The sequence below is a fragment of the Providencia sp. PROV201 genome (assembly GCF_028479545.1).
Classification (GTDB): Bacteria; Pseudomonadota; Gammaproteobacteria; order Enterobacterales; family Enterobacteriaceae; genus Providencia; species Providencia huaxiensis.
The window spans coordinates 49,776-62,785 of sequence record NZ_JAMPNW010000024.1 but is presented as its reverse complement, the minus strand read 5'-3'; the positions used below and the strand labels follow the sequence as shown (position 1 = coordinate 62,785).

The following is a 13,010-nucleotide window of genomic DNA, read 5'->3' as shown; positions in this document are numbered from 1 at the left end:
GCTCTTTCTGAATAAGAAAGAACTACTTAGTAAAAAAGGGCGTCTAATAGACGTCCTTTTTATACGTTACAAAATTTAGGCATTGCAAAATTCAGACGTTGCAAAATGAAGAACCTATCTCATCAATCATTTGTATAATTATTGGTGAGATAGGCTCTGAAATAACGAATTGATAACTGCACAGGTTCCTTTACGCAGTTATATGAGATTTATTAAGGTTTTGCTCGGAAGATATGGTATATTTTACCGCTGCCACAAAAAGAAAGTTATTTTCTTACTTGGTGCAGTTAAAAATTTGCTGAGCATGCTGAAATTCCTGCAAAATGGAATAGCACTTGTGAAATGGGTAACACTTGTAAAGTGATAGTACTGACATACAAGTAGTACTTGCGAAATAAAATGTTACTGCAACTTGTTGTATTTGCAGAACGAATAACGCTAATTACCTCCATTAACAAGGCTAATTACTTTTAGATCGCAGGTGATGCTATTGATATCCCTATCAAATTTTGCAGGCTTAGTTTGTAGTAATTGAGGGATATGTTGGCATATTCTATTGGTTTGGCTTGGTTGTTTTACCTTTGTAAACAAGCAGGCTTTGTACATACTTCATGGTAACAGGTTGAATTATGAGTGCGAATAGCGAAGCTCAAGGAAGTGGACGCAGTGCAGACATCTTCAAGTGGGTCATTGTCTGTGCCTTATTAATAATTGCTATTGTTGGTAATTATTACTTCCGTCAATATAATCTCGCGCTGCGTGCTTTTGCAGTTGTGGCTGTTGTCGCTATTGCAGGTGCTGTCGCTTTATGGACCACAAAAGGTAAAGCTACACTGGCGTTTGCACGCGAAGCTCGCGTCGAGATGAGAAAAGTCATTTGGCCTACTCGCCAGGAAACATTACAAACTACTTTAATTGTTGCTGCAGTAACGGCTGTAATGTCATTAATACTGTGGGGACTCGATGGTATCCTGGTGCGTTTAGTTTCATTTATTACAAGCCTGAGGTTATTCTAAATGTCCGATTCACCTAAAAAGCGCTGGTATGTCATTCAGGCATTCTCTGGTTTTGAAGGTCGCGTAGCACAGTCTTTACGTGAACATATCAAATTACATGCTATGGAAGATTCTTTTGGCGAAGTTATGGTTCCAACAGAAGAAGTTGTTGAAATCCGTAGCGGTCAGCGCCGTAAGAGTGAACGCAAATTCTTCCCAGGCTATGTCTTAGTCCAAATGGTCATGAATGATGACTCTTGGCACTTAGTACGTAGTGTACCGCGTGTAATGGGGTTCATTGGCGGAACGTCAGATCGTCCAGCGCCAATTAGCGATAAAGAAGTTGATGCTATTATGAACCGCTTACAACAAGTTGGTGATAAGCCACGTCCGAAAACACTGTTTGAACCAGGTGAAATGGTTCGTGTTAGCGAAGGCCCATTTGCTGACTTTAACGGTGTTGTTGAAGAAATTGATTATGAAAAGAGCCGCTTGAAAGTCTCTGTTTCTATCTTTGGTCGTGCAACTCCAGTCGAATTGGATTTTGGTCAGGTAGAGAAAGCCTAATCTAAACGACAAAACTGACTTGCAAAAGGCGTGAAATTTGACTACAATTTCGCGCCTTTTGTTTTTATGTTCGGCACAAATTAATGTGCGGGGCATGTTTAATGTAACGGGGAGCCTTGCAAACCGTAAGGCGCTATCACCCATCTAGAGGAAATATCATGGCTAAGAAAGTTCAAGCCTACGTTAAGCTGCAAGTTGCAGCTGGTATGGCGAACCCAAGTCCACCGGTTGGTCCAGCACTGGGTCAACAAGGTGTTAACATCATGGAATTCTGTAAAGCGTTCAACGCAAAAACAGACAGCCTGGAAAAAGGTTTACCAATTCCTGTTGTTATTACTGTTTACGCAGACCGTTCTTTCACTTTCGTTACCAAAACTCCACCTGCAGCAGTTCTGCTGAAAAAAGCAGCTGGCGTTAAGTCTGGTTCAGGCAAGCCTAACAAAGATAAAGTTGGTAAAGTGACCTCTGCTCAGATTCGCGAAATCGCTGAAACTAAAGCTGCGGACATGACTGGTGCTGATGTTGACGCAATGATGCGTTCAATTGAAGGTACTGCTCGTTCCATGGGCCTGGTAGTGGAGGACTAAGACAATGGCTAAACTGACTAAGCGCATGCGCAATATCCGTGAGAAAGTTGATGTAACTAAACAGTATGACATCAATGAAGCCGTTGCACTGCTGAAAGAATTAGCAACTGCTAAATTCGTAGAAAGCGTTGACGTAGCTATCAACCTGGGCATCGATGCTCGTAAATCTGACCAAAACGTTCGCGGTGCAACTGTACTGCCACACGGTACTGGCCGTTCAGTTCGCGTTGCTGTGTTCGCACAAGGCGCAAACGCTGAAGCTGCTAAAGCTGCAGGCGCTGAACTGGTAGGTATGGAAGATCTGGCTGATAAAATCAAAGCTGGTGAAATGGACTTTGACGTTGTTATTGCTTCTCCAGATGCAATGCGCGTTGTTGGCCAATTAGGTCAAGTTCTGGGCCCACGTGGTCTGATGCCAAACCCGAAAGTTGGTACTGTAACTCCTAACGTTGCTGAAGCAGTTAACAATGCTAAAGCAGGTCAGGTTCGTTACCGTAACGACAAAAACGGAATCATCCATACCACTATCGGTAAAGTTGATTTCGACGCTGACAAACTGAAAGAAAACTTAGAAGCTCTGCTGATTGCACTGAAAAAAGCAAAACCAGCTTCAGCTAAAGGTGTTTTCATCAAGAAAGTTAGCCTGTCTACCACTATGGGTGCAGGTGTTGCTGTTGACCAAGCTGGTCTGTCAGCGACAGTTTAATTGCTATAGCTTCGGCTAATCAGTAATTAGGCTTTACCTTTGCGTCAATTTTGTATAAAATTTGACGCCTTGAGTTTGTTGGGTATAGCGATATACTCAACAAACCACAAATTTCGGTATGGAGTCTGGCCTTTCCAGACCCCGTCCAAGACCGCAGGTGTGGTTATATTAGCTACTTAATTTACCTGCGTAGACGGTGACAGAGATACCTAGAATTTTATTCTGGATTCTATTCTGCTCACCGTGTTTTAGCGCTCAAGTACATGTTGTATCTGAGTGATGTGAGTCCCGGGGTTTCCCGGTTAATCCAGGAGCAAGAAGCTAATGGCACTAAATCTTCAAGACAAACAAGCGATTGTTGCTGAAGTCAGCGAAGTAGCCAAAGGCGCGCTTTCTGCAGTTGTTGCCGATTCACGCGGCGTAACTGTAGCAAAAATGACTGAACTGCGTAAAGCAGGTCGCGAAGCTGGCGTTTATATCCGTGTTGTTCGTAATACACTGATCCGCCGTGCTGTTGAAGGTACTTCTTATGATGTACTGAAAGACGTGTTTGTCGGTCCAACCTTAATTGCTTTCTCTAACGAACACCCGGGCGCTGGCGCTCGTCTGTTCAAAGAGTTCGCGAAAGCGAATCCAGCATTTGAGATTAAAGCTGCGGCCTTTGAAGGTGAGTTAATCCAAGCGAAAGATATCGATCGTCTGGCAACTCTCCCAACTTACGATGAAGCAATCGCACGCCTGATGGCAACCATGAAAGAAGCCGCTGCCGGCAAATTGGTTCGTACTCTGGCTGCTCTGCGCGATCAGAAAGAAGCTGCATAAGCCCTTTCCTTCGTTGCTTTTTAACGTATAAACTATTTCTGAATTTTAGGAACACTTGTTATGTCTATCACTAAAGACCAAATCCTTGATGCAGTTGCAGAAATGTCTGTAATGGACGTTGTTGAACTGATTACTATGATGGAAGAAAAATTCGGCGTTTCTGCTGCTGCAGCTGTTGCTGTTGCTGCGGGCCCAGCTGAAGCTGCTGAAGAAAAAACTGAGTTCGACGTTGTTCTGTCTGCTATCGGCGGTAACAAAGTTGCAGTTATCAAAGCAGTACGCGGCGCAACCGGTCTTGGCTTAAAAGAAGCTAAAGACATGGTAGAATCTGCTCCAGCTACTATCAAAGAAGCTGCAAGCAAAGATGAAGCTGAAACTCTGAAGAAAGCTCTTGAAGAAGCAGGCGCTTCTGTTGAACTTAAATAAGTTCAACTTCAAGAACGCAGCCTAGTCTAATTAGGCTGATGGCTGGTGATTTTTTAATCACCAGCCTTTTTGCGCTGTAAAGCGTGATGGGTGTTAACAGCTTTTCACGCAGTTTTAATGTTAACAACAACCCTCCAATACTTCTTTCTATTGACGACTTAATATACTGTGTTCTTCGCTACGACCCGCTCGGGTAGCTCGGTAGCAAAAGTGACGCAATGAAATGATTTAAGAGTAATAGCAATGAGTATTAAGGAAAGTATTCATTTTCCGTTTCTTATAAAAAACGCGTTGCGGTTCAGTCTCTTACATTAAGAGCTAACCACTTGGGTCACTGATCAACGAGCTGAGGAAACCTATGGTTTACTCCTATACCGAGAAAAAACGTATTCGTAAGGATTTTGGTAAACGTCCACAAGTTTTGGACATACCTTATCTCCTTTCTATCCAACTTGACTCGTTCCAGAAGTTTATCGAGCAAGATCCTGATGGCCAGAATGGGCTGGAAGCAGCTTTCCGTTCTGTGTTTCCAATTCAGAGCTACAGCGGTAATGCTGAATTACAATATGTCAGCTATCGTTTAGGCGAGCCTGTTTTTGATGTTAAAGAATGTCAAATTCGCGGTGTAACTTACTCTGCGCCTTTGCGTGTGAAATTGCGTCTCATCGTTTATGAGCGTGAAGCACCGGAAGGAACTGTTAAAGACATCAAAGAACAAGAAGTCTACATGGGTGAAATTCCACTCATGACTGAAAACGGAACTTTCGTTATCAACGGTACTGAGCGTGTTATCGTTTCTCAGTTACACCGTAGTCCGGGTGTATTCTTTGACAGCGATAAAGGTAAAACACACTCTTCAGGTAAAGTGCTCTATAACGCACGTATTATCCCTTACCGTGGTTCATGGCTTGATTTCGAATTTGACCCGAAAGATAACCTGTTTGTACGTATTGACCGTCGCCGTAAATTACCTGCGACCATTATTCTGCGTGCAATGGATTACAACACCGAAGAAATCTTAAATCTGTTCTTCGACAAAACTGTATTCCAAATCCGTGATAATAAACTGATGATGACGCTGGTTCCTGAGCGTCTGCGTGGTGAAACTGCTTCTTTTGATATCGAAGCGAACGGTAAAGTCTATGTAGAAAAAGGCCGCCGTATCACTGCACGTCATATTCGTCAGTTAGAAAAAGAAGAAATCAATAGCATCGAAGTACCTGTTGAATATATCGCAGGTAAAGTTGTTGCTAGAGACTACATTGATGAAAGCACCGGTGAGCTGATTTGTGCAGCGAACATGGAACTTTCTTTAGACATGTTGGCACGTCTGAGCCAGTCTGGTCATAAAACAATCGAAACATTGTTTACCAATGACTTAGACCACGGTGCTTACATTTCTGAAACCGTTCGTGTCGACCCAACTAACGACCGTCTGAGTGCATTGGTAGAAATCTACCGCATGATGCGTCCTGGTGAGCCACCAACCCGCGAAGCTGCAGAAAACCTGTTCGAGAACCTGTTCTTCTCTGAAGACCGTTACGACTTGTCTGCGGTAGGTCGTATGAAGTTCAACCGTTCACTGAACCGTGAAGAAATTGAAGGTTCAGGTATCCTGAGTGAAGAAGACATCATTGATGTTATGCGTAAACTCATCGATATCCGTAACGGTAAAGGCGAAGTGGATGATATCGACCACTTAGGTAACCGTCGTATTCGTTCCGTTGGCGAAATGGCTGAGAACCAATTCCGTGTAGGTCTGGTTCGTGTTGAGCGTGCAGTGAAAGAGCGTCTTTCTCTGGGCGACCTCGATGCATTAATGCCACAAGATATGATCAACGCGAAACCAATTTCAGCCGCAGTGAAAGAGTTCTTTGGTTCTAGCCAGCTGTCCCAATTTATGGACCAGAACAACCCACTGTCTGAAATTACGCACAAACGTCGTATCTCTGCGTTAGGCCCAGGTGGTCTGACTCGTGAGCGTGCGGGCTTCGAAGTACGTGACGTTCACCCAACTCACTACGGTCGTGTCTGTCCTATCGAAACGCCTGAAGGTCCGAACATCGGTCTGATCAACTCATTATCTGTTTATGCACAGACCAATGAGTATGGTTTCTTAGAAACCCCATACCGTTTAGTGCGTGATGGTCTAGTTACAGACGAAATCCATTATCTGTCTGCAATTGAAGAAGGTAACTTCATCATTGCTCAGGCAAACACCGTTTTAGGTGATGATGGTAGCTTCGTTGAAGAACTGATTACTTGCCGTAACAAAGGTGAATCAAGTTTATTCAGCCGTGAACAGGTTGAGTATATGGACGTTTCGACTCAACAGGTTGTTTCTGTTGGTGCGTCACTGATCCCATTCCTTGAACACGATGACGCCAACCGTGCATTGATGGGTGCGAACATGCAACGTCAAGCGGTTCCTACTCTGCGTGCTGACAAACCATTAGTTGGTACGGGTATGGAACGTGCAGTAGCGGTTGACTCAGGTGTTACCGCTGTTGCAAGACGTGGTGGTTCAGTTCAGTACGTTGATGCGTCTCGTATCGTTATCAAAGTTAACGAAGATGAGATGTATCCGGGCGAAGCTGGAATCGATATTTATAACCTGACTAAATATACTCGTTCTAACCAGAACACCTGTATTAGCCAGATGCCTTGCGTATCTTTAGGTGAGCCAGTTGAACGTGGTGACGTGTTAGCAGATGGTCCTTCAACAGACCTCGGCGAATTAGCACTTGGTCAAAACATGCGCGTGGCATTCATGCCATGGAATGGTTATAACTTCGAAGACTCCATCTTAGTTTCTGAGCGTGTTGTTCAAGAAGACCGTTTCACTACTATTCATATTCAGGAACTCTCTTGTGTGTCTCGTGACACTAAATTAGGGCCTGAAGAAATCACTGCAGATATTCCAAACGTCGGTGAAGCTGCTCTGTCTAAACTTGACGAATCCGGTATCGTGTATATCGGTGCGGAAGTGAAAGGCGGCGACATTCTGGTTGGTAAAGTCACACCTAAAGGTGAAACTCAGCTGACGCCAGAAGAGAAACTGTTACGTGCTATCTTCGGTGAAAAAGCATCAGACGTTAAAGACTCTTCTTTACGTGTTCCTAACGGTGTTTCTGGTACGGTTATTGACGTACAAGTATTTACCCGTGACGGTGTAGAGAAAGACAAACGTGCATTAGAGATCGAAGAAACTCAGTTACGTGATGCGAAGAAAGACTTAACAGAAGAGCTGCGTATTTTCGAAGCTGGCCTGTTTGCTCGTATCCGTTCTGTACTGGTTAACGGCGGAATTGAAGCTGAAAAACTCGACAAACTGCCTCGCGATCGTTGGTTAGAGTTATCTTTAGCAGACGAAGAGAAGCAAAACCAGTTAGAGCAATTAGCTGAACAGTATGACGAACTGAAATCTGAGTTTGAGAAAAAACTCGATGCAAAACGTCGTAAAATTACTCAAGGTGATGACTTAGCACCTGGTGTACTGAAAATTGTTAAGGTTTATCTGGCGGTTAAACGTCAAATTCAACCGGGTGATAAAATGGCGGGTCGCCATGGTAACAAAGGTGTTATCTCAAAAATCAACCCAGTTGAAGACATGCCTTATGATGAAAACGGTAACCCAGTTGACATCGTTCTGAACCCGCTGGGCGTACCATCACGTATGAACATCGGTCAGATTTTGGAAACCCACTTAGGGATGGCTGCGAAAGGTATTGGTGAAAAAATCAATGCTATGCTTAAACAGCAAGAAGAAGTTGCCAAACTGCGTGAGTTTATCCAAAAAGCGTACGATTTAGGTGATGATCCACGCCAGAAAGTTGACTTGAATACTTTCTCTGACGAAGAAGTTATGCGTTTGGCTGAGAACCTGAAAAAAGGTATGCCAATTGCGACACCAGTATTTGATGGTGCGAAAGAGAAAGAAATCAAAGAACTGCTGAAATTGGGTGGTCTGCCAACTTCAGGTCAGATTACATTATTCGATGGTCGTACTGGCGAGAAATTTGAGCGTCAAGTTACCGTTGGTTATATGTATATGCTGAAACTGAACCACTTGGTTGACGATAAGATGCACGCCCGTTCAACTGGTTCTTATAGCTTGGTTACTCAGCAACCGCTGGGTGGTAAAGCGCAGTTCGGTGGTCAGCGTTTCGGGGAGATGGAAGTGTGGGCACTGGAAGCATACGGTGCAGCCTATACTCTTCAAGAAATGCTTACAGTTAAATCGGATGACGTTAACGGCCGTACGAAGATGTATAAAAACATCGTCGATGGCAGCCATCAGATGGAACCTGGTATGCCGGAATCTTTCAACGTATTGCTGAAAGAAATTCGTTCTCTGGGTATCAACATCGAGCTGGAAGACGAGTAATTCGTTTTATGCCGAAAGGTTCGCCTTTCGGCACATGTAAGCACTGGGATTTGGGGAGAGTGTCTTTGAACACTCACCTGACAGGTCTAACTCCGACAGGAGCATTTTGTGAAAGACTTAATAAAGTTTCTGAAAGCGCAAACCAAGACCGAAGAGTTTGATGCTATCAAGATTGCTCTGGCATCACCTGATATGATCCGTTCATGGTCATTCGGTGAAGTTAAAAAGCCAGAAACCATTAACTACCGTACGTTCAAGCCTGAGCGTGACGGTCTTTTCTGTGCGCGTATTTTCGGGCCAGTAAAAGACTACGAATGTCTGTGCGGTAAGTACAAACGTTTAAAACACCGTGGTGTGATTTGTGAGAAGTGTGGCGTTGAAGTTACACAGACCAAAGTCCGTCGTGAGCGCATGGGGCACATTGAACTTGCTTCTCCGACTGCACATATTTGGTTCTTAAAATCACTGCCATCCCGTATCGGTTTACTGCTCGATATGCCACTGCGTGATATCGAACGCGTTCTGTACTTTGAATCATATGTTGTTGTTGAAGGCGGTATGACTAGCCTTGAGCGTGCACAGATTCTGACAGAAGAGCAATATTTAGATGCGTTGGAAGAGTTCGGTGACGAATTTGATGCGAAAATGGGTGCGGAAGCAATCCAAGGTCTGCTGAAAAACCTCGATCTTGAGAACGAGTGTGAAACCCTGCGCGAAGAGTTAAACGAAACTAACTCTGAAACTAAGCGTAAGAAGCTGACCAAACGTATCAAACTGCTGGAAGCATTTATCCAATCTGGTAACAAACCAGAGTGGATGATCTTAAACGTGCTGCCAGTATTACCACCGGATCTGCGTCCATTAGTTCCACTCGATGGTGGTCGTTTCGCAACATCAGATCTGAACGATCTGTATCGTCGCGTAATCAACCGTAATAACCGTCTGAAACGTCTTCTGGATCTGGCTGCGCCAGATATCATCGTACGTAACGAAAAACGTATGTTGCAAGAAGCCGTTGACGCCCTGTTAGATAACGGTCGTCGTGGTCGCGCAATCACAGGTTCTAACAAACGTCCTCTGAAATCTTTGGCAGATATGATCAAAGGTAAACAAGGTCGTTTCCGTCAGAACTTACTTGGTAAGCGTGTTGACTACTCAGGTCGTTCTGTTATCACCGTAGGTCCATACCTGCGTCTGCATCAGTGCGGTCTGCCGAAGAAAATGGCTCTTGAGTTATTCAAACCATTCATCTACGGCAAATTAGAATTACGTGGTCTGGCAACAACCATTAAAGCTGCGAAGAAAATGGTTGAGCGCGAAGAAGCGGTTGTTTGGGATATCTTGGATGAAGTTATCCGTGAACACCCAGTCATGCTGAACCGTGCACCAACACTTCACCGTCTGGGTATCCAAGCTTTCGAACCTATTCTTATCGAAGGTAAAGCTATCCAATTGCACCCACTCGTTTGTGCGGCATATAACGCCGACTTCGATGGTGACCAAATGGCGGTACACGTTCCTCTGACTTTGGAAGCTCAGTTAGAAGCACGTGCGTTGATGATGTCAACCAACAACATCCTGTCACCTGCAAGTGGTGAGCCTATCATCGTTCCTTCACAGGACGTTGTATTGGGTCTTTACTACATGACACGTGACTGCGTAAACGCGAAAGGCGAGGGCATGGTATTAGCCGGTCCTAAAGAAGCTGAGCGTGTTTACCGTTCAGGTCATGCGTCACTGCATGCCCGCGTTAAAGTCCGTATCACTGAAGAAGTAAAAGATTCGGAAGGTAACATCACAATCAACACTGGTTTAGTTGACACCACTGTTGGTCGTGCAATTTTATGGATGATCGTACCGAAAGGTCTGCCTTATGCTCTGGTAAACCAAGCGTTAGGTAAGAAAGCTATCTCCAAAATGCTGAACACCTGTTACCGTGTTCTGGGCCTGAAGCCTACGGTTATTTTTGCTGACCAAATCATGTATACCGGTTTTGCCTATGCGGCACGTTCTGGTGCATCAGTTGGTATCGACGATATGGTTATTCCAGAGAAAAAAGCTGGGATCATCGCCGAAGCAGAAGCTGAAGTTGCAGAAATTCAGGAACAGTTCCAGTCTGGTCTGGTAACAGCAGGCGAACGTTACAACAAAGTTATCGATATCTGGGCAGCAGCAAACGAACGTGTTGCTAAAGCGATGATGGAAAACTTGTCGACTGAAGCGGTTATTAACCGTGATGGCGTCGAAGAACAACAAGTTTCTTTCAACAGTATCTTTATGATGGCCGACTCCGGTGCTCGTGGTTCTGCAGCTCAGATTCGTCAGCTAGCAGGTATGCGTGGTCTGATGGCTAAGCCAGATGGCTCCATCATCGAAACACCAATCACGGCAAACTTCCGTGAAGGTCTGAACGTTCTTCAGTACTTTATCTCTACGCACGGTGCGCGTAAAGGTCTTGCCGATACCGCATTGAAAACAGCGAACTCCGGTTATCTGACTCGTCGTTTAGTTGACGTTGCACAGGACTTGGTTGTGACTGAAGACGACTGTGGAACTCATGAAGGTATCCTGATGACTCCGGTTATCGAGGGTGGCGACGTTAAAGAACCACTGCGTGAGCGTGTATTGGGTCGTGTGACTGCAGAAGATATCCTGATCCCAGGAACGGCAGACATTCTGGTTCCACGTAATACATTACTGCACGAAAAACTGTGTGACCTGTTAGAAGCTAACTCCGTCGACAGCGTTAAAGTTCGTTCAGTTGTAAGTTGTGAAACTGACTTCGGTGTGTGTGCTCACTGTTATGGTCGTGACCTTGCTCGTGGTCATATCATCAACAAAGGTGAAGCTATCGGGGTTATCGCGGCACAGTCAATCGGTGAGCCGGGTACACAGTTAACGATGCGTACGTTCCACATCGGGGGTGCGGCATCTCGTGCGGCGGCAGAATCTAGCATTCAAGTCCGTAACACAGGTACTCTGAAACTGGTTAACGCGAAATTCGTTACTAACACAGAAGGCAAACTGGTTATTACTTCACGTAATACTGAATTGCGTCTGGTTGATGAATTTGGCCGTACGAAAGAAAGCTATAAAGTCCCTTACGGTGCGCACTTGACGAAAGGCGATGGCGATGCAGTAACGGGCGGTGAAACTGTTGCGAACTGGGATCCACATACCATGCCAGTCGTCAGTGAAGTGTCTGGTTTCATCAGCTTCTCTGACATGCTTGATGGTCAAACAATGACACGTCAGACTGATGAATTAACCGGTCTGTCTTCAATCGTTGTTCTGGATACTGCGGAACGTACTAGTGGTGGTAAAGACCTACGTCCTGCATTGCGTGTAATTGACGCAAAAGGTAACGATGTTCTTATCCCTAACACAGACATGCCAACTCAGTACTTCTTACCGGGTAAAGCAATTGTTCAGTTAGACGATGGCGTTGCTATCAATGCGGGTGATACTTTAGCGCGTATTCCACAAGAATCTGTGGGTACTAAAGATATCACGGGTGGTCTGCCACGCGTAGCTGACTTGTTCGAAGCACGTCGTCCGAAAGAGCCTGCAATCTTGGCTGAAATCAGCGGTATTATCTCGTTTGGTAAAGAAACCAAAGGGAAACGTCGTCTGGTTATCACACCATTAGATGGTAGCGATCCGTACGAAGAGATGATCCCTAAATGGCGTCAGCTCAACGTGTTCGAAGGTGAGATCGTTGAACGCGGTGACGTAGTTTCGGATGGTCCAGAATCTCCACACGATATTCTGCGTCTGCGTGGTGTCCATGCTGTTACGCGTTATATCACGAACGAGGTTCAGGAAGTTTACCGCTTACAAGGCGTTAAGATTAACGATAAACACATTGAAGTTATCGTTCGTCAGATGCTGCGTAAAGTCACTATCGCGGATGCAGGAAGCTCTGAATTCCTCGAAGGTGAACAAGTCGAGTACTCACGTGTTAAAGTTTCGAATCGTAAACTGGAAACTGAAGGTAAAATTCCAGCTAACTTTGCTCGTGACCTGTTGGGTATTACTAAGGCATCTCTGGCAACAGAATCCTTTATCTCAGCAGCATCGTTCCAAGAAACGACGCGCGTACTGACTGAAGCTGCGGTTGCTGGTAAACGTGATGAATTACGTGGTCTGAAAGAAAACGTTATTGTTGGACGTCTGATCCCAGCAGGTACTGGTTTTGCGTATCACCAAGACCGTATCCGTCGCCGTCATCTGAACGATGTTGTGGAAGCACCACAAGTGAGTGCAGATGAAGCAACAGCGAACTTAGCTGAGCTGTTAAATGCAGGTTTCAGCAGTGACAATCAGAACTAATTTCTGATTTTACTGTAAAATTCCTGATTGAAGCCAGTGCCGAAAGGTACTGGCTTTTTTTATATCTAATGATTTTATCAATTAATTTTTCCTAATTAAAATCAATCAGCCCACCAATAAAGTCTTTTTATGGTGTTAGTTTATTTGAATACGTATTTCTATTTTTGAAATATATCGAGCACTAAAAA

At 44.7% G+C, this 13,010-nt stretch carries 8 protein-coding genes; all 8 read left to right on the top strand.

What is annotated here, in order from left to right; genetic code table 11:
- The first annotated feature begins 629 nt into the window (after nucleotides 1-629).
- The 8 genes from secE (at nucleotide 630) to rpoC (ending at nucleotide 12,822) form a co-directional block, all read left to right on the top strand.
- Nucleotides 630-1,016, top strand: coding sequence for a preprotein translocase subunit SecE (gene secE / locus PR809_RS17005; protein ID WP_004265885.1), 387 nt, complete (start codon nucleotides 630-632; stop codon nucleotides 1,014-1,016).
- Entirely contained in the window at nucleotides 1,017-1,562 is a 546-nt protein-coding gene (gene nusG / locus PR809_RS17000; RefSeq protein WP_004264378.1) for a transcription termination/antitermination protein NusG, read from the top strand.
- A gap of 158 nt (nucleotides 1,563-1,720) precedes the next feature.
- Nucleotides 1,721-2,149 (top strand): 50S ribosomal protein L11, encoded by a 429-nt coding sequence (gene rplK, locus PR809_RS16995; protein ID WP_004264379.1) that lies wholly within the window; start codon nucleotides 1,721-1,723, stop codon nucleotides 2,147-2,149.
- A 4-nt stretch (nucleotides 2,150-2,153) separates the two neighbouring features.
- Entirely contained in the window at nucleotides 2,154-2,855 is a 702-nt protein-coding gene (rplA, locus tag PR809_RS16990) for a 50S ribosomal protein L1 (protein WP_102140206.1), read from the top strand.
- A gap of 324 nt (nucleotides 2,856-3,179) precedes the next feature.
- Nucleotides 3,180-3,677, top strand: coding sequence for a 50S ribosomal protein L10 (gene rplJ / locus PR809_RS16985; protein ID WP_102140205.1), 498 nt, complete (start codon nucleotides 3,180-3,182; stop codon nucleotides 3,675-3,677).
- A gap of 60 nt (nucleotides 3,678-3,737) precedes the next feature.
- Complete coding sequence (gene rplL / locus PR809_RS16980) at nucleotides 3,738-4,103, top strand: 50S ribosomal protein L7/L12 (RefSeq protein WP_102140204.1); 366 nt, start codon at nucleotides 3,738-3,740, stop codon at nucleotides 4,101-4,103.
- A gap of 358 nt (nucleotides 4,104-4,461) precedes the next feature.
- Nucleotides 4,462-8,490, top strand: coding sequence for a DNA-directed RNA polymerase subunit beta (rpoB, locus tag PR809_RS16975; RefSeq protein ID WP_102140203.1), 4,029 nt, complete (start codon nucleotides 4,462-4,464; stop codon nucleotides 8,488-8,490).
- Nucleotides 8,491-8,598: 108 nt separating this feature from the next.
- Nucleotides 8,599-12,822, top strand: coding sequence for a DNA-directed RNA polymerase subunit beta' (rpoC, locus tag PR809_RS16970; protein ID WP_102140202.1), 4,224 nt, complete (start codon nucleotides 8,599-8,601; stop codon nucleotides 12,820-12,822).
- Nucleotides 12,823-13,010: the final 188 nt, after the last annotated feature.

Coding starts and splice junctions, on each gene's coding strand:
- rplL (WP_102140204.1), top strand. CDS start 3,738: ATGTCTATCACTAAAGACCAAATCCTTGATGCAGTTGCAGAAATGTCT.
- rplJ (WP_102140205.1), top strand. CDS start 3,180: ATGGCACTAAATCTTCAAGACAAACAAGCGATTGTTGCTGAAGTCAGC.
- rplA (WP_102140206.1), top strand. CDS start 2,154: ATGGCTAAACTGACTAAGCGCATGCGCAATATCCGTGAGAAAGTTGAT.
- rpoB (WP_102140203.1), top strand. CDS start 4,462: ATGGTTTACTCCTATACCGAGAAAAAACGTATTCGTAAGGATTTTGGT.
- rplK (WP_004264379.1), top strand. CDS start 1,721: ATGGCTAAGAAAGTTCAAGCCTACGTTAAGCTGCAAGTTGCAGCTGGT.
- secE (WP_004265885.1), top strand. CDS start 630: ATGAGTGCGAATAGCGAAGCTCAAGGAAGTGGACGCAGTGCAGACATC.
- nusG (WP_004264378.1), top strand. CDS start 1,017: ATGTCCGATTCACCTAAAAAGCGCTGGTATGTCATTCAGGCATTCTCT.